We start from the raw sequence: 17,482 nt of genomic DNA on the forward strand, positions 1-17,482 counted from the left end.
TGCATTGTAGCGCTTTGCGCTTGAATGAATGATCTATTTTAGATCAAACCGAAAACTAACTTAGAGTATGCCCAGACAATTCCCAGCAAAATTGGTTGATGTAGTAGATATGTGATGAGGCTGTGTCGCCCTAGGAATGCGAGTAACCGTATGGCAAAATTATTGTTATTCCACTGCTTGACCGTACTAAAAAAATCACGATCAACAATGTATTTTGCAAATGCCATTCCAAGCAGAAATGGCGCAAACTATGGCAATATTGGTACATAATCATTGGATATTGGGATGTTGGCATTTAAACCTACCCACCAGAGCAAAGGGGCATCGAAAAACTCTGATCTCAAGTAAAACGGTGCGATAATGACCGCAATTGCCGTTAAAACCAAGATAATCGCGGGTAAACGCAGAAAAAACAGGCCAATAACGCTTGCGGTTGCAATAGAATGCAATATGCCAAAAAATATCGGTGCCTGTGGCATGGCTTGATAGGTTGCAATTGAGATAATCGCAGCAGCGCCTGCGACCATTGCGAAGCGTTTTATAAATGACCGAATACGAATGGCTTTCCCATGTCCCAGGACAAGGCTAAATCCTGCCAGAAACAAAAAGCTTGTTGCAATGGAGCGCGCGAAGCTTTTCCATTCGATTGTAAGCGTAAGACCACGTTCTACGAAGCCAAAAAACTCCAAATCCCATGTGAAATGAAAGACCGCCATTGCGATAATGGCGATGCCACGCGCAAAATCAAGCGCCAATATGCGGGATCTTATTTTGCCAGATTCCACAGGTTGGTGCGCTTGCATATCACTCACGCTCAGCTTTCCAGCCATAAAGCCAGTCTAAATCGCGGCATAGGCTTTCAGGTGATTTTAATGATAATACCATATTGCGAGCTGCACGAATTGGCCCTCTCGCATGATAGGCGATGCGGTTGGTCATGGCCCGGGTTCGAACTTTGTCCACGCGTGCCTTACGTCGCATTTCATATTGTTGAAGACCCTGAGAGACCGCCTGTCCTGAATTGCAGATAAGATTTGCCAACACATAGGCATCTTCAATTGCCATAGCAGCTCCTTGCGCCATAAAAGGCGACATAGCGTGAGCGGCATCGCCGATAAGGGCTATATTCGCGCCATTTGTCCAGGCGCCCTCGGCAACATGATTAATTGTCCAACAGCCGAGATGATCGGAAGATTTAAGCATTCTTACCGTTGCAGGGTTAAGTGACATGGACAAAAGCATAGCATCAAAATCGGGTGTAACATGCGGGTCGCCCAGATGCTCGGTAACAAAGACAATGTTACTTTGTTCATATTGGTCCGATGGATAAAGCGCGATATGCCCGTCACCATTCATCATTAGCATAATGTTGCTGCTGTTATTGATGTTGGTTGGCATGTGCGTGCGCGCTTTGGTATCGGTCATGAACCGCCATGCAACATAGCCAGTATAATCTACACCAGCCCCATTGGGTAGAATGCTGCGGGTATCAGACCAAACGCCATCAGCACCAATAACCAAATCAGGCTTTTGTTCTAGACGTTGCTCAATATCTGTCTGAAGTGACTCGATGTTTGCAAAATTTAGCTCAGATGACAGTCGCAATTCGCAATTCGGCATATCTCGTACGGCATTTAGCAGTTCACGTTGCAAATCAGTGCGTCGCATGAGTGCATAAGGTGCATGCCATTCATCTCGACTCAGTCTTGCTATTGGCAATGTTTTTATTGGTTTAAGCGATACACCATCTGTCATGCAGATTGATTGCGGTTCAATCCAGTGTTTTTGCAACGCTGGCAATAGGCCAAGATCAGTAAGAATATGCGTTGCATTGGGGGAAAGCTGAAGGCTTGCGCCAACTTCGCCTAGTTCATCCGCCTTTTCAAAGATGACGACTTTTGCGCCAAATTTAGCAAAGGCGATAGCTGTACATAGTCCTGCAATACCCGCACCAATTATAGCCACTAAAGGCGTGTTTGGACGGGGTGGAATATTGTCAGTTGATGACATTTTTCAAGGCTTTGTGTTGTGCCGCAGCGGGTTAGGCGTTTTCTCGGTCTTCCCATAAGCAGCCAAAAGGTGCTGTGTCTTCATGGCCCAAGTTTGAGCGGTATCTGTATAAAGTTGAGCAGTATGGACACACAATTTCAGTATCATCACCCATTTCTAAATATTCATGGGGGTGATCAAAAGGTGGCTTTGCGCCCACGCACATAAATTTTTTCGTACCGATATCGATAGACGGGTAACCTGCACTGTTGTGGAAATAAGGCATTTTATGGCCAGCCATGCTATCAAGCTCCTGCTTTTATCTATATTTCGAGTCATCTTTAACGCTTTAAACAGTAAATGTGTAGAACTTTCAGCCATGCTGCGACAGTTTTGTTGCTAAATAAACAGATCAGGTGATGTGAAGATGGTTTATAAACCCCAAGAGATGTTAAATTTTGCAAGTAGCAATCCGGAAGGTCCAGAGAGTAAGGACATCCAAATCGCCTATTTTGATGTTGGCCCGCGTGAAGGTGTACCTGTATTTCTCATTCATGGCTTTGCGTCATCGGCTCATGTCAATTGGGTGTTCACAGGCTGGGTGAAAACACTGACTGACGCGGGTTATCGGGTCATTGCTCTTGATCATAGAGGGCACGGTGCCAGCGAAAAGCCACATGAGCCAGAGTTTTATACGCCCAGTCTTATGGCGAGAGATGCAACAAATCTGCTTGATCATTTGAATATCGCAGATGCGCATTTTATTGGCTATTCAATGGGCGCGCGCGTATCTGCGTTCGTTGCAAAAAGTGAGCCGCAATATGTTCGTTCGCTGACTTTTGGCGGATTAGGTATCGGCTTGGTAGAAGGTGTGGGCGATTGGGACCCGATAGCCGATGCCTTACTTGCACCTTCGCTTGATGAGGTGACCCATGAGCGTGGGCGCATGTTTCGCGCATTTGCCGATCAAACTAAGAGCGATCGTTATGCACTTGCAGCATGTATCGCATCCAATCGGGTGTTGGTGACGGAGGCTGAAGCTTCGCAGATGGCGATGCCAACGCTTATTGTGGTCGGAACCGAGGATGATATTGCCGGTTCACCAGAAGAGTTGGAAGCACTTATGCCGAATGCGACTGCGATTGATGTGCCGGGCAGGGATCATATGTTGACGGTAGGTGATAAAGTATTCAAAGCGGCTGTTTTGGATCAACTATCGCAGTTTTGATGCACATTTCCTTAATTGAAAATAAAACAAAATCAGATCAAATGTTTGCAAAATCCAGTTTCTGACATATTTATAGGACTAGTGAATATTTAGTTCGCGATGCAAATAGGCAAAGATGCCATTGGTAAGGACGAAAAAATGACCAATCAAGTTGGCAAGCTTCATCAGGGTAAAGTCGACTCTATGGACCCGATTTGGGACACAATTCGCAAAGAAGCGGAAGAAGTTGTCGCAAATGATCCTGTTTTGACGACATTTATCTATACAAATATTCTTAATCAGCCTTCATTGGAAGCTGCTGTTATCCATCGCATTTGCGAACGACTTGATCACCAGGATTTGAATTCAAGCATTTTGCAGCAGAATTTTCATGAAATGCGCAAGGCAGATCCAGATTGGGCGACGACTTTGCGTGTCGATATTCAGGCTGTTTATGACCGCGACCCGGCATGCAGCCGCTTTTTACAGCCGCTGTTATATTTCAAAGGCTTTCACGCTGTACAAACGCATCGTTTGGCAAGCTGGATGTGGAATAACGGACGAGAAGATTTTGCTCTCTATTTGCAATCGCGTTCTTCAGCAATATTCCAAACGGATATCGATCCTGCTGCGAAAATGGGCAAGGGGATATTCTTCGATCATGCAACCGGAATTGTCATTGGTCGCACAGCAACAATAGGCGATAATGTGTCTATTCTGCAAAATGTGACGCTTGGCGGAACTGGTAAAGAAGAAGGCGACCGTCACCCTAAAATTGGTTGCGGTGTTTTGATCGGTTCTGGTGCAAAAGTACTTGGCAATATAAAGGTTGGTGATTGCTCACGCATTGCCGCAGGTTCTGTTGTGCTTAAGGAGGTACCGCCAAAAACAACTGTCGCTGGTGTGCCAGCGCGTATTGTGGGTGAGGCGGGTTGCCAGGAGCCTTCTCGCGCCATGGATCAAATTATTAATCCTGCAACGCAAGCTGAAGTTGGCGACAGTGATAAAAATGATTAATCACGGGCTCTGTTTCTAAATAACGTTGATGTAGGTCAATTTAGACTTTGAATGTAGCTCATCTCGTGGCAATAAGCTGCCACGAATCTTAAATGGAGAATACTCGTGAATCCTGACGAAATTAAAAAGCTCGACGATTACTTAAAACGCGTTCTAAACCCCACCATCGAAGTGCGTGCTCGCCCTAAGAAAGACGATTCTGCTGAGGTATATGTAGGGGACGAATTTATTGGCGTGATCTATCTCGATGATGAAGATGGCGATCGTTCATTTAACTTCTCAATGGCGATTCTCGACGTTGATCTTTAGATCATGTTTAAAAGTCGGGGCGAAACGCCCCGATTCTTAGGCACAAGAATGACTATTTCCCTTAGTTTTCCACACCATTAAACATAATTAAATTTTTTAAATAGTTTAATCGATTTAGTGCTGGCGCCATCTTAAAATATATGGATAGAAGACGGCAAGCTCGGATCTTCATCGTAAATCTGTATATGTAACAGTCAGTAAGATCTTGTAAAACTGCACAAATGTGCTCACGAGATGGAGAATAAATATCATGGCGGATACCGATTTGGATCTTGACCGCGTTTTATCAATTGAGATTGCACGCGTGACAGAGCGCGCTGCGGTAGCTGCTGCAAAGCTTCGTGGCCGTGGTGACGAAAAAGCTGCTGACCAAGTGGCAGTCGATGCCATGCGTACAGAATTGAACAAGCTGGATATCAACGGCACAATCGTTATCGGAGAAGGCGAACGCGACGAAGCGCCAATGCTTTATATCGGCGAAGAGGTTGGCACTAAAAATGGCCCACATCTGGATATTGCACTTGACCCGCTTGAAGGCACAACGATCTGCGCTAAAAATATGCCTAATTCATTGGCTGTGATTGCGTTTGCCAACAAAGGCAACCTTTTATATGCACCCGATGTTTATATGGATAAGATTGCGATTGGTCCGGGTTATCCTGAGGGCACAGTTTCAATTGATGCAACACCAGCAGAAAATCTTGCAGCTGTCGCAAAAGCCAAAGGCGTTGAAATTGGTCAGGTTTGCGCGTGTATTTTGGATCGTCCACGGCATGCAAAACTCATTGCCGAAGTTCGCGAATGTGGTGCTGCGGTTCGTCTGATTGGTGATGGTGATGTTGCAGGCGTGATTTACACAACAGATTCAGACGAAACAGGCATTGATATTTATATGGGTACTGGCGGCGCACCAGAAGGTGTGCTGGCGGCAGCTGCACTTCGTTGTACTGGTGGTCAGATGCAGGGGCGCTTGCTGTTTAAAAACCAAGATCAAATTGATCGTGCAGCAACCATGGGTGTTAAAGATCCAAACAAAGTCTACCAGCTTGAAGAACTTGCCAGTGGTGATGTCATGTTTGCCGCAACGGGCGTGACTGATGGCGATATGCTTGATGGCGTTCGCTTTAGGGGTGAATCTATTTCAACCCATACATTTGTAATGCGCTCTTCAACAGGCACAGTTCGCGAAATTAAAGCGACACACCGCCTGGGTGGAGATAAGTTCGCCTAAAGAACAGCAAATCAATTTGTTGCATTTACCAACAGGCCTCATTATCAATGAGGCCTGTTTTGTTTCGAAAATTGATATGCAATGTCCGATGATGCTTTCCTAAATGTAGAACAATCGCTTCTGGGCCAGAAATGGGTCGCACGGCTTGATGCGCGTGGGCAAAATACGGCACTTAATATCGCACAAACTACTGATATCCCGGAAATTATTGCGCGAATTATGGCCGCTCGCAATGTTGCAGCAGAAGAGGCGAGTAATTTTCTGTCGCCATCCATCCGTGATTTGATGCCAGATCCATCTACCATGACTGATTGTGATACTGGTGCTGAGCGATTGGTACAGGCGATTGGTTTGGGCGAGCGAGTTGCTATTTTCGGGGATTATGATGTGGATGGGGCCTGTTCATCGGCACTTTTATCCAAGTTTCTCACACACTTTAATGTGCCAAACGAGATTTATATACCTGATCGGATCTTTGAGGGTTATGGTCCAAACCCAAATGCCATTGAGGAACTTATTAACAAGGGTGCGCAGCTCATAGTCACTGTTGATTGCGGTTCCACAAGCTTTGAAGCTTTAGAGAAGGCCAAAGAACTCAATTGCGATGTGGTGATTATCGATCATCATCAAGTCAATGACGAGCTGCCGCCATCCGTAGCGCTGGTTAATCCCAATCGACAGGATGATTTATCTGGTCTTGGGCATTTATGTGCAGCAGGTGTCGTATTTATGGTGCTTGTTGCCACGCAAAGGCTACTGCGCCAAAGAAAACATGATAAGGCGGCGTCATTTGATCTTCTGGCACAACTTGATATCGTAGCATTGGCAACTGTTTGCGATGTTGTGCCGCTCAAAACTCTAAACCGCGCATATGTGGTTAAAGGACTGATTGCAGCGCGCAAAATGCATAATCCCGGCATTGCTGCGCTTATGCGTATTGTTGGCATAGATGGTCCGCTCACGCCTTATCATTTAGGTTTTTTAATCGGCCCGCGCATTAATGCAGGCGGGCGGATCGGTGATGCAGCGCTTGGTAGCCGCTTACTCACGCTTGATGATCCTGAAGAAGCAGACGAAATTGCCCAACACTTGGATAGTCTTAACAAAGAGCGCCAAGCCATGGAAGCTAAAATGCTAGAACAGGCGGAAGCCGAAGTGATGGCGGAAATGGCATCGGGCGAGGGGCCATCGATAATCATCTCGGCAAATGATGGCTGGCACCCCGGCATTGTGGGCCTTGTGGCGGCGAGGCTTAAAGAACGCGAACATCGCCCTGCTTTTGCCATCGCATTTGATGCAAATGGCAAAGGATCTGGTTCAGGCCGCTCAATTCCGGGTTTTGATGTAGGCAAAATGGTGCGTCAGGCTGTTGATGATGGCCTGCTTGAAAAAGGTGGTGGCCACGCTATGGCTGCGGGCCTGACTGTTCAAAAAGAAAAACTTGGTGAATTGCGCACGTATTTTGAGGAATATGCCGCCAAAAATTCTGGTGATGTTGAAGAGGTTCGTTCGCTCAAGATCGACGGTGCGTTGGCTGCCTCAGGGATGACACCCGATCTGGTCGATCTTATCGAGCGAGCGGGACCATATGGTTCAGGTCATTCACAACCCATATTTGTCTTGCCCGCTCATCAACTGAGCGAGGTTCGAATTGTCGGCGCAAACCATGTGAAACTAACATTTCGTGGTGTAGATGGTGGTAAAATAGACGGCATTGCCTTCCGCGCTGCAGATAATGATATGGGTAAATTCTTACTCAATAATCGCGGCCAAAACTTCCATGTTGCAGGCTCAATTTCTGTAGACTATTGGCGCGGCGTAAAGCGGGTGCAAATTCGTGTTCTTGATGCAGCTTTGGCGAGTTAGTTTCAAAGTCTTGAGAATTGAACGCTTATTTAGAACAGGCATCCTTAAATAACACATTGAAGCTCTATTATCGAAATGTCTGATACAAAATGACCATTGAACAACTCCTAGCCTTTTCCCTTTTTGCCTTCGTTTCCTCCATCACACCGGGGCCAAACAATTTAATGTTGCTGACATCAGGCGTTAACTATGGTGTAAAGCGCACGATACCGCATGCTCTGGGCATAGGCTCCGGTTTTTTTGTGCTTTTGTTCTGTACGGGGCTTGGTTTGATCAAATTGTTTGATCTCTATCCAGTGTCATACACAGTTTTAAAAGTTTTATGTGTGATCTATATGTTTTGGTTGGCTTGGAAAATTTTGCAATCTGGCAGACCTCAGACGGGAGATGAAGCTGCAAAACCTATCACCTTTATGGAAGCTGCGCTATTTCAATGGGTAAATCCCAAAGCATGGGCAATGGCAATCACGGCATTCAGCGTATATGCACCAAGTCTGGATTTTTGGATTGTTATTCTTGTTTCTGTGGTTTTCGTTATCGTCAACGTACCATCTGTTGGCACCTGGGTTATCCTTGGCGTTAACTTCCGCCGTTTTCTATCTACCGATCAACGATTAAAAATATTCAATATTATTATGGCGCTGTTATTGATTGCATCACTCTGGCCAATTTTGGCGTAAGGTGATGGCATGATTGGAGATGGTAATGAGATACCTCTGTCCGGCGGCAATGTGAATTCATCTGTTGTAAGGGTTGGCGATACAGTACGGCGTAAGACCAGTTGGCATAGTCCAATCGTGCATCGATTTTTAAAACACCTTGAAGTTCAAGGTTTTGAGTACTCTCCGCGGTTTTTGGGTATTGATGAAAAGAAACGGGAAATTCTGTCGTTCATGCCAGGTTCGTCGGAATTTCCAAAAGACATGTGGAAGAATGATAAGATTCTTATTGCATCGGCCAAGATGTTGCGAAAATTTCACGACGCATCTGAATCTTTTGGCGAACTGGAATCAGCAGATTGGGCATTTACTCCTCAAGGCGACACGCCAAATGAAGTTATCTGTCATAATGATTTTGCGCCGTATAACTTGATTTTTGATGGTAATGGCACACCGACAGCAATTATCGATTTTGACCTAAGCGGACCCGCGCCCCGATTGCGTGACCTGGCCTATCTAACATATTGGATGGTGCCACTCTCATTTCAGTCCAATGATATGGGTAGTTTAAGCACAAGCGATCTTGCTATGGGCAGTCAACGCTTGAAAATCATTTGTGCAGCATATGGGACAGATGATTACCTTGGTTTGTTGGATATGCTTGCAAATGTGCTTATTCATATGGGTGATTATAAAGCTACGGTTAAAATACTCGGTGAAAAGGCTGCTAACAATTTAAAAAACGGCGGCCATATGGTCCATTGGCAAAAAGAAGCGGAAGCCTTCAAACAAATGCTTCCTAAATTGCGCGCAAACTTCTAAAAGCGCACAAAAGGTCTTCGTTGGCCGCGCGCTTACAGATTAAATAAAGGTGTCATTATGCAATTCGCAACTATCAACGGTGTTTCACTTCATTATCAGGTTATCGGTGCTCCTGAAGACAAGCCGACAATGGTGTTCGTAAATTCGCTTGGTTCTGATTTCCGTATATGGCGTGATGTGATTGTTCGTTTGGTTGGTGAAGTTGCAATCATCACGTATGATAAACGTGGGCATGGTCTTTCTGACTTGGGGGAAAGTCAAACAATGGATGACCATGTGGCAGATCTGGAAGGTCTGCTCGATCATTTGGGTGTACAACATCCAATCATCTGCGGTCTTTCTGTAGGTGGGCTAATTGCGCAAAGCCTTTACCACAAGCGCAAAGATCTTGCTGGCGCATTGATACTTTGTAATACCGGTACGCACATAGGTTCCGATGAGATTTGGAACATGCGTATTGAAACGGTTCAAACCAAAGGTCTGTCGCACATTGCCAATGAAGTAATGTCAAAATGGTTTACTCGCGAATTTCGTGAGGAGAACCCGGCTGAAACTAATGGATATATCAATATGCTGACCCGCACACCGGTTCAGGGCTACATCGGCACTTGTGCTGCAATTCGTGATTCTGACTTATCCACTCTTGCAGAAGATATTTCCATCCCAACAATTTGCATTGCAGGTGATCAGGATGAGTCCACACCACCAGAATTGATGAAGCAGATGGCAAAAACCATTCCTGATGCATTTTATGAAGAGATCAAAGATTGCGGACATATCCCTACTGTGCAGCAACCGGAGTATCTGACAGAAGTCATCAAGTCTTTCATGGGTAAATTATCGAGAACGGAAGACTAGGTCAAGAAATGTTCAAAAGGCCAGTTACCGAGATTAAAAGTCTCATTAATTGTTTCAAGTCATATTTTTGAATTAAAATGCCAATTCTGTGTGTTCATACAGTCTTGCAGCAATTGACATTGCGTATTTTGGGTCTATGAGAGTGGTATTGCACCCTAAAATATGATTGGAATGTGGAATGGCCAAGTCGCTCCACGGAAAAGAGACCCAAGCGGTCCTTCGCGAGATACGATTACTTTTTGGCATACCTGATTGGGTATCGACAGTAACGTGGTCCACCGTGCGCGATGATATATTTGCTGCTATCACGGGTGCAACAATTGTTTTGCCGCAAGGTATCGCTTTTGCGGCCATTGCGGGCCTTCCGCCAGAGTATGGATTCTATACGGCAATGATCACGCCGATCATCGCTGCATTGTTTGGCTCTTCCTGGCATACCGTATCTGGTCCAACAACAGCGATTTCAGCGCTAGTGTTTGCGGCTCTTGCTGGCGGACATACACCGGGCAGTCCTGAATTTATTCAAGCCGTGATATTACTGACATTTCTGGTGGGTATATTCCAGCTCATATTAGGTATAGCTCATTTGGGAGCCTTGGTCGACTTTGTCTCTCACTCGGTTATGACCGGCTTCATCACGGGCGCTGCGCTGTTAATTGGGCTTAGTCAGGTTAGGCATGCTATCGGCCTTGATTTACCGCGGCCTGAAGAACTCGGCGAGTTTATGATACAACTCTGGGAGCGATGGCCGGAAGCCGATCTTAATAGCCTTATTATAGCATTTTCCGCGCTGTCTGTCGGAATAATATCTAAGAAGCTCATGCCGAAGATGCCAAACTATCTCGTGGCGTTAGGCGCTGGCACAGGTGTATACTACCTTCTCGGTTGGACCGATTTGGATGTAAAAACTGTAGGTGTTATTCCTTCCGTTGTTCCAAGCTTTTCGATGCCTGCATTCAGCTTTGGTGAAATGCGAGATCTTGCCTCGCCTGCCTTTGCGGTAGCTGTTGTTGGCTTGCTTGAAGCTATGTCCATTTCTCGCGCAATAGGTCTGCGTTCGGGGCAAGATATCGATGCGAACCGAGAATTCACGGGGCAGGGCTTATCAAATATAACAGGTAGCTTTTTCAACTGTTATCCGGGGTCTGCATCACTTACCCGTAGTGGGATAAATTATGAAGCAGGTGCGAAAACACCTCTATCAGCTGTCTTTGCAGCGATTTTCCTGCTTATCATCTTGTTGTTTGTTGCAAAGTGGTTTGCCTTTGTTCCCATTCCTGCGATGGCTGGCGTTATCATCCTTGTGGCGTGGAAGCTTGTTGATGTCAAAGAGATTAGGCACCTTTTCGCAACCAGTAAAACAGAAGTCTGGATTGCTGGTGTTACATTCGCAGCTTCATTGATGTTCGATCTTGAGTTTGCGATTTATGCTGGTGTTCTTCTTTCTTTGGCTCTTTTCCTAAATAAGTCATCTCGCCCGCGGATCGCTGTTGGTGCTCCTGACCCAACAACCAAAACACGTAAGTTTACAAATGCAGAACGTGCAAACCTTCCTGAGTGTCCACAATTGGTGATGGCACGGGTCGATGGTCCATTATATTTCGGTTCCGTCGAATTTGTTCGCCGTAAATTTCGCCATATCGAGCATGAAAGACCTGAACAAAAGCATATGATGCTTATTGTGAAGGGGATTGGTGAAGTTGATCTACCAGGTGGCGAATTGCTTATCGAAGAAGCACAACGCCGCCACAAGCGCGGCGGTTCGTTCCACCTTCAAACAACAACGCCACGCACAATCAGCAAACTTGGACGATTTAAGGTTATGGAAGCGCTCACCAAGCACCATATCCATCTGAGTAAGGGGGAAGCGATCGCGGAGATCGTTCCGATGTTGGATGACGATATTTGTGCGAACTGTACAGCGCGGATTTTCCATGAATGTGCAGGTCGCCCGAATAATAATCGCGATAAGAAGCCTGATCATGTGCAAGCGATGGATATGCTTTCATCTACCGGAGATAATATTGGCGACTCAACGCTCGTTGTAAATGCCAAGATGCAATCTCAATCTGAAAAAGATGATCTCTAAATCGTATCTTTGTAGTCTTTTTGTGTTCTGAATCGAACTAGTTTCAATTCTGCTGATTTTTCAGTTAATTATTTTCAGTAAATCCTTTGAAAAATATGTGGTTTTTCCGCATTCGCAATTGATTTGGCGTATGCTCAAAAATAGTTTCATATAAATGTCACTTTTTTTTCAAAAAATGCAAAAAACACCTTGCTTGAATCAATTCCTCTTACTATAAGGCGCGTGTGTGCTCCCATCGTCTAGCGGTCTAGGACGCTGCCCTTTCACGGCGGAAACACGGGTTCGAGTCCCGTTGGGAGTACCAATTTTTTCTCAAGTAAATCATCTTGTTGTAGGCGTTACTTAAAGTAACGCTATAGGGTATTGCGCGCATTATTTTAGTCGGTACGGATATAGGGGCGTATTGCTAAAATGTAACCTGATAGAGCTTTTATGGAGATGCGCTTCGCGCGACCAGCTATAGCGATCTTGAGATCATATAGATGGTAATGGCAACTAGAACAACGATAGCGGTCTTTATGATGCCGCTGAGGAACATTGTAGGGTTTTTGATGACCTTGAGCACCAGCCATATAACAGCGCTTGCTATAAGTATTCCGCCAGCTAATTGTAACATGAAATGCTCCCACACTTATATATCCTCACATCAAATGGTGTGAGGACCAAGTATTGTCAAGTTAGAATATTACTTACGACGCTTGCGGCAGCGCCAATTCCAGTCGCGTGCCGAGCCAATATCGATATGGACAGATTGGGTATGGCAATAGGTTCCTACACCACCACGCTCGGGGAGCGCACGCACATATTTAGCAAGATCCCACTTGGAAACGCCTTTGACCTGCACGTCTGCCGCTTCGCATGTTGTATGTTTAGAGCCAGATGCTCCACCTATACGCTTATTACTCTTGGGAGAGCGATAGCCTGATGTCACAACGACGGGACGTTTGTAGTAACGTTCCACTTTTTTCAAAAGTCGGACGAGTTCAGGCTTTAGGCAGGCGACGTCAACACGTTCAGTTTGGCGCTGTAATGCTAAGGGCGACAATCTCGCAAGACCACCAATGGCTGCAGAAGCCAGTTTAACGGTTTTTTCAGGTACACCATCTTCGTCGGTTCCTGATTTTAGACCAAAGAGAGATGCAAAGACGTTTGATTTCTTCTTAGTTTTTGTTTTTGTAGGGAGCGGGGTAGCTGCTGCACTTGCAACCTCTTTCGCTTCGGTAATTTGTTTCTTTGCAGGTTCTTCAGGTGTTAAAGATGCAACTTCTTGACCCTGCGCAGGCTGAATTTGTGCATTATCTACCGGAACCGCCTTATTGGGTTCTTTGGTTTTAAAAAGACGAGAGAAGAATGAGCTTTGTTTCTGTATATTTTTATTTGAAGCAACCACAGATGTCTGACTTCCAGCCGGCTTTGCACCTGCAGTTACGTTGTTTGATGCTGTGCTTGTTTGCTGAATTAGTGATGTACGCGATCCGCTAGCGCTTCCCACAATTCCGCCTGCCAATATTTGAGCAGGTGTATTCGTTTGGTCTTGAGAAGTTGCCGGGTTGCCATTGGCAGCCGGACCACTATAGGCCGCTACAATATTCTCATTCCTATCGTAAGGAACTGGAACACCGCCTTCTTGAATGTCACTAGAAGCTAGTTCTGAACCTGTTTGATCATCAATAGAGTCAGAAGAACTTTGTTGCGCAAGTTGAAGGTCCGCATCCGTAGGCAGAAAGCTTGTTTCTGTCGACACGCAACCAGATACAAAAAGTCCCACTGCAACAGGCACAGCTAGCTTTGTCATAAAAGACAAAGTCTGACGAGTTGTATGCTTTTTTATGCGCAATTGTTTCCCCTCAACATCAGCGTAATACGTTTTTAACCGAGAAGGCACGTGATATAAAGTCTAGTTTTAAGAATTATTACCCACTCCACCTCGTTTGTGACTTAAATATGGCAATAAATTGTCGAATTCATAAACAGTCCCTATTTTCAGCCAAATCATAAAGAAAAATGCTTTTCCAAGGTGATCTTATACAAATTATCACCTTAAGCTTTCGCGAAAGTTGACCGATATTTGCAGATATATGCGATTCTGATTTCTCTATTAGTTCTAAATGCTAGGTTTTGGTATTAATTGACCCATGACACAAAAATGAAATATTGATGGTTCATGTTTATAGGATTTAGGTTTCAAAACTGGGGAACTTTGAGATAAAATCGCCTAAAAGACTTGCCTAATAACCCTTCATCGATGCTAATGTATCAATAGAATCAATTTTAACGATTTGAATGTACAGTGTGGGGCACCTAAATATGGTGGAGAAATCGTCAACTGGCAATGATGTTGAGGTAAATGCAGTTACCGGCGATCCTGTTGATTTAATTGAGATTACCGGTGTTGTAAAATGGTTTGACGTAGCTAAGGGATTTGGCTTTATTGTGCCAGATAACGGCATGGGGGATGTTTTGCTTCATGTGAGCTGCTTGCGTCGAGACGGGTACCAAACAATTATGGAAGGTACCCGGATTGTTTGCGAGGTCCATAAGCGAGACCGTGGTTATCAGACATTTCGCATTATCTCCATGGATACGTCTACTGCTGTTCATCCATCTCAACTTCCTCCTGTCAAAACACATGTTCAAGTCACCCCAACAAGTGGTTTGGAACGCGCGTTGGTCAAGTGGTTTAACCGTACAAAAGGTTTTGGTTTTTTAACCAGAGGTGAGGGCACAGAGGATATTTTCATACATATGGAAACGCTCCGCAGGTATGGATTGACTGAGCTTCGTCCGGGGCAGACTGTACTTGTGCGCTTTGGGGAAGGTGACAAAGGACTTATGGTTGCTGAAATTCATCCAGATATCGGCGCACCAATTAGTCAGTCACATTAGAGACAAAAATATGGTTGATCTTTATTTTGCAAGGGGCATGAAATATCGTGCCCCTTTTATTTTATTGCTTGTTCTTTTTTTCACCTCACCGATTTCTTTTGCACAAGAGTACGATGATGAGCTGCTAAAAATTATAGGTGGCACTCATGAGCATTCATTTCGAGTCGAAGTTGTGGATACACCCGAGAAACGAGCGACGGGTCTCATGCATCGCGAGGTAATGCCGATAGATGCAGGGATGCTTTTTTGCTTTGATCAAACACAACCAGTGTTTATGTGGATGAAAAATACGATACTTTCGTTGGACATGATTTTCATTCGCGAAGATGGAACCATCGCAAAAATAACCGAAAATACAGTGCCGTTTTCTGAAGCGATTATTTCTTCCGAAGAGGATGTTCGCTTTGTTTTAGAGCTTAATGCGGGGGCTGTATCCACATTTGGCATAAAAAGTGAAAATAGAGTCGTCCATTCGACGATTTTGAGTTGCACATCGTGATTTAACGTTGTAGAGGCATCTCCGTCGAGTAAATTGGCAGAGTGATTTGTCAAGTGTCGGAGCGTAGCGCAGCCTGGTAGCGCATCTGGTTTGGGACCAGAGGGTCGGAGGTTCGAATCCTCTCGCTCCGACCATTCGATGAATTCCTCAATTTGCTTAGAACTAATTTTACCACTTCTAATCAAATGGATTTGGGTATCTCAAATTGTGGTTCTATTATAAATCTGGCTTGATCTTTTCTTAAGAATCCCGCATTAAGTTCAAGCGAAATTGCAACGCATATTTCGATGTTTAAGTTAGACGAAGGAATTGGTAAATGGCAACTGGTCAGCATTCTGCCGTACGGTCAGCAAAGATTTACAAGCCAGCAAAAAATGCCATGCAATCTGGTAAAGCTCGCACGTTTAAATGGGTGTTGGAGTTTGATACGATCCGCCCTCGTACAATCGATCCGATTATGGGTTATACATCGGTGTCGGATACGCAAACGCAAGTTCGTCTTACTTTTGAGAGTGCAGACGAAGCTATTGCCTATGCTGAACGCAACAATATTGAATATAGATTGCTAAAGCCAAAAATGGCGAAGCGAAGAACCATGTCATATACTGATAATTTCAAGCATGACCGTTCGCAGCCTTGGACGCATTAATCGCCCATGTTTAAAAATGGTCCCATAGCTCAACTGGATAGAGCACCTGCCTTCTAAGCAGGGGGTTGCAGGTTCGAGTCCTGCTGGGATCGCCATTTCTCCAAAGGACTATGATTTTATTTAGAAAATCACGCCTAAAAAGGTGAATTGTCATATTATTTGGATCTTATATTTGCGAATCGTAGTATGCATGTAAACTGTACTATGGGGTGAGCAATGCAAAATTCGGTTCCAACATTTTTGCCGGACTTAGATTTAGCCATCAATCGTTTGGATTTTTACCGGCTATTTAAGGCGTTATGCGTTCAATTTGATTTCGAATTGCTAATGCTTGTTGATATGAATAACTGGCCAGATGAGCGACACATAGAGGCGCTTATGGTCGTTATAAACTCAGATGAGCGCTCGGAACTTGATCTGGATACTATTTCGATCGATCAAGACAATGCAATTTTCAACAGCTTGAGAAATTCAATGTTAAGTTCAAAGTGGGTAGGTGAGCAACTTGTATCCGATTTTGATTTTTGCGGTAATTTAGATGAGATGACGGCTTTTTCAGCGCCGATGCACACCCCACATGGACGACATTTTGGATTTTGTGTTCTGTCAAAAACCGATAAGATGCAAAATTATGCAATTGAGACCATAAAACACAGCCTAGATTTGGTGTTTGATCGATTTTTTCAGAAGATTATTTTGCCAGTAACATTGCCTGTTATTTCCTCCAGAGAATTAGAGGTGATAAGGTGGAGCTCTGAGGGCAAAACATCCGTTGAAATTGCTATAATTTTAGGTTTATCAGAACACACTATAAACTCTTACACGACCAAGATTTTACAGAAACTACACGTGGTAAATAGAGCTCAAATGGTTGCAAAGGCAATTCGAATGGGTTTGATTCAGTAGTTTTGTAATTCATATCTTCTGAGGAAGAGATTATATGGCGAAGGAAGTTTTGGATATGAGGGAAAATAGAGAAATTGAAATTCTGTTTGTCGATGATAATCCAGATGAATTTGTTCTGATGGAGTGGCTATGCTCACGTGCATCCTCGTATAAAACAAACCTGATATGTGTTTCTAGTATCGAGGAAGCATGTGATGTTATTGAGAAGCGGAAAATAGATATGATCCTGCTTGATAACAAATTGCACAAGAATGATGATTTCCGAACGAGTGTACCAGTTCTAAGATCGAAGAGTTTTATTGGTCCAATTGGTATCGTGTCTTCAAGTATAGAGCCAGAGTATTTTCAGGAATTTGAGCAGTATGGCGCTGATTTTCGTATAGGAAAAAGTGAATTAGACCGCAATGCTCTTGGCTTTATTATAGACGAATTTGCTGGCAAGAAGTATCAATTGCCTGACGATTGATACTTCTCGGGTCGCTTATGCTTACGCTG

Annotated in this window: 18 protein-coding genes, 3 tRNA genes and 1 pseudogene; 17 read left to right on the top strand and 5 right to left on the bottom strand. The window is 44.5% G+C overall.

Translation table 11 applies throughout. From position 1 onward, the window contains the following. Window positions 1-38 precede the first annotated feature (38 nt). From AB2J24_RS10190 to AB2J24_RS10200, 3 genes and pseudogenes are all read right to left on the bottom strand, one after another. A pseudogene (locus AB2J24_RS10190) lies at window positions 39-830 on the bottom strand (heparan-alpha-glucosaminide N-acetyltransferase). Next, the gene (locus AB2J24_RS10195) at window positions 805-2,010 is read right to left on the bottom strand and encodes an FAD-dependent oxidoreductase (protein ID WP_367385409.1); all 1,206 of its coding nucleotides are present in this window, start codon (window positions 2,008-2,010) and stop codon (window positions 805-807) included. Before AB2J24_RS10195 ends, AB2J24_RS10190 begins: the two are co-directional and overlap by 26 nt. Before the next feature lie 31 nt (window positions 2,011-2,041). After that, entirely contained in the window at window positions 2,042-2,290 is a 249-nt protein-coding gene (locus AB2J24_RS10200) for a zinc-finger domain-containing protein (RefSeq protein ID WP_162653761.1), read from the bottom strand. A gap of 147 nt (window positions 2,291-2,437) precedes the next feature. Between AB2J24_RS10200 and AB2J24_RS10205 the strand changes: the two genes are divergently transcribed. The 10 genes from AB2J24_RS10205 to AB2J24_RS10250 all read left to right on the top strand — a co-directional run bounded on the left by AB2J24_RS10205 (window position 2,438) and on the right by AB2J24_RS10250 (window position 12,351). Next, entirely contained in the window at window positions 2,438-3,217 is a 780-nt protein-coding gene (locus tag AB2J24_RS10205) for an alpha/beta fold hydrolase (protein WP_162654418.1), read from the top strand. A 138-nt stretch (window positions 3,218-3,355) separates the two neighbouring features. Beyond that, window positions 3,356-4,213 carry a serine O-acetyltransferase gene (gene cysE, locus AB2J24_RS10210; protein WP_367385410.1) on the top strand — a complete coding sequence of 286 codons (858 nt, stop codon included), beginning with the start codon at window positions 3,356-3,358 and terminating at the stop codon, window positions 4,211-4,213. A gap of 105 nt (window positions 4,214-4,318) precedes the next feature. After that, on the top strand, window positions 4,319-4,522 hold the full coding sequence (locus tag AB2J24_RS10215) for a DUF3126 family protein (protein WP_367385411.1): 204 nt from the start codon (window positions 4,319-4,321) through the stop codon (window positions 4,520-4,522). A gap of 250 nt (window positions 4,523-4,772) precedes the next feature. Then, the gene (gene glpX, locus AB2J24_RS10220) at window positions 4,773-5,753 is read left to right on the top strand and encodes a class II fructose-bisphosphatase (RefSeq protein WP_162653764.1); all 981 of its coding nucleotides are present in this window, start codon (window positions 4,773-4,775) and stop codon (window positions 5,751-5,753) included. 81 nt (window positions 5,754-5,834) lie between these two features. After that, entirely contained in the window at window positions 5,835-7,619 is a 1,785-nt protein-coding gene (gene recJ, locus AB2J24_RS10225) for a single-stranded-DNA-specific exonuclease RecJ (protein WP_367385412.1), read from the top strand. Between the two features lie 89 nt (window positions 7,620-7,708). After that, window positions 7,709-8,299 (top strand): LysE family translocator, encoded by a 591-nt coding sequence (locus AB2J24_RS10230; protein ID WP_162653767.1) that lies wholly within the window; start codon window positions 7,709-7,711, stop codon window positions 8,297-8,299. Window positions 8,300-8,308: 9 nt separating this feature from the next. Next, the gene (locus AB2J24_RS10235) at window positions 8,309-9,100 is read left to right on the top strand and encodes an aminoglycoside phosphotransferase family protein (protein ID WP_367385413.1); all 792 of its coding nucleotides are present in this window, start codon (window positions 8,309-8,311) and stop codon (window positions 9,098-9,100) included. 57 nt (window positions 9,101-9,157) lie between these two features. Continuing rightward, window positions 9,158-9,958, top strand: a complete 801-nt coding sequence (gene pcaD / locus AB2J24_RS10240) for a 3-oxoadipate enol-lactonase (RefSeq protein ID WP_367385414.1) — start codon at window positions 9,158-9,160, stop codon at window positions 9,956-9,958. A gap of 178 nt (window positions 9,959-10,136) precedes the next feature. Further along, window positions 10,137-12,047, top strand: coding sequence for a SulP family inorganic anion transporter (locus tag AB2J24_RS10245; RefSeq protein WP_367385415.1), 1,911 nt, complete (start codon window positions 10,137-10,139; stop codon window positions 12,045-12,047). A 228-nt stretch (window positions 12,048-12,275) separates the two neighbouring features. After that, window positions 12,276-12,351: transfer RNA gene (locus AB2J24_RS10250), tRNA-Glu, on the top strand. Between the two features lie 153 nt (window positions 12,352-12,504). Here the strand turns inward: AB2J24_RS10250 and AB2J24_RS10255 are convergent. Continuing rightward, window positions 12,505-12,663 carry a hypothetical protein gene (locus AB2J24_RS10255; RefSeq protein ID WP_162653774.1) on the bottom strand — a complete coding sequence of 53 codons (159 nt, stop codon included), beginning with the start codon at window positions 12,661-12,663 and terminating at the stop codon, window positions 12,505-12,507. 69 nt (window positions 12,664-12,732) lie between these two features. Further along, a complete protein-coding gene (locus AB2J24_RS10260) occupies window positions 12,733-13,884 on the bottom strand; it encodes a YcbK family protein (RefSeq protein ID WP_367385416.1) in 1,152 nt (383 codons plus the stop codon). A gap of 470 nt (window positions 13,885-14,354) precedes the next feature. Here AB2J24_RS10260 and AB2J24_RS10265 point away from each other — a divergent pair, with 470 nt between their 5' ends. From AB2J24_RS10265 to AB2J24_RS10295, 7 genes are all read left to right on the top strand, one after another. After that, window positions 14,355-14,933, top strand: coding sequence for a cold-shock protein (locus AB2J24_RS10265; RefSeq protein WP_162653777.1), 579 nt, complete (start codon window positions 14,355-14,357; stop codon window positions 14,931-14,933). 10 nt (window positions 14,934-14,943) lie between these two features. Further along, window positions 14,944-15,432 carry a DUF192 domain-containing protein gene (locus AB2J24_RS10270; protein ID WP_367385417.1) on the top strand — a complete coding sequence of 163 codons (489 nt, stop codon included), beginning with the start codon at window positions 14,944-14,946 and terminating at the stop codon, window positions 15,430-15,432. 57 nt (window positions 15,433-15,489) lie between these two features. Further along, window positions 15,490-15,566: transfer RNA gene (locus AB2J24_RS10275), tRNA-Pro, on the top strand. Window positions 15,567-15,748: 182 nt separating this feature from the next. Further along, complete coding sequence (locus AB2J24_RS10280) at window positions 15,749-16,081, top strand: ETC complex I subunit (RefSeq protein ID WP_162653779.1); 333 nt, start codon at window positions 15,749-15,751, stop codon at window positions 16,079-16,081. Between the two features lie 18 nt (window positions 16,082-16,099). Continuing rightward, window positions 16,100-16,176: transfer RNA gene (locus tag AB2J24_RS10285), tRNA-Arg, on the top strand. 121 nt (window positions 16,177-16,297) lie between these two features. Further along, window positions 16,298-16,987, top strand: coding sequence for a response regulator transcription factor (locus tag AB2J24_RS10290; protein WP_162653781.1), 690 nt, complete (start codon window positions 16,298-16,300; stop codon window positions 16,985-16,987). 34 nt (window positions 16,988-17,021) lie between these two features. After that, the gene (locus AB2J24_RS10295; protein ID WP_162653782.1) at window positions 17,022-17,453 is read left to right on the top strand and encodes a response regulator; all 432 of its coding nucleotides are present in this window, start codon (window positions 17,022-17,024) and stop codon (window positions 17,451-17,453) included. The last annotated feature ends 29 nt before the right edge of the window (window positions 17,454-17,482 follow it).

This window comes from Lentilitoribacter sp. EG35 (assembly GCF_040784015.1).
GTDB lineage: Bacteria > Pseudomonadota > Alphaproteobacteria > Rhizobiales > Rhizobiaceae > Lentilitoribacter.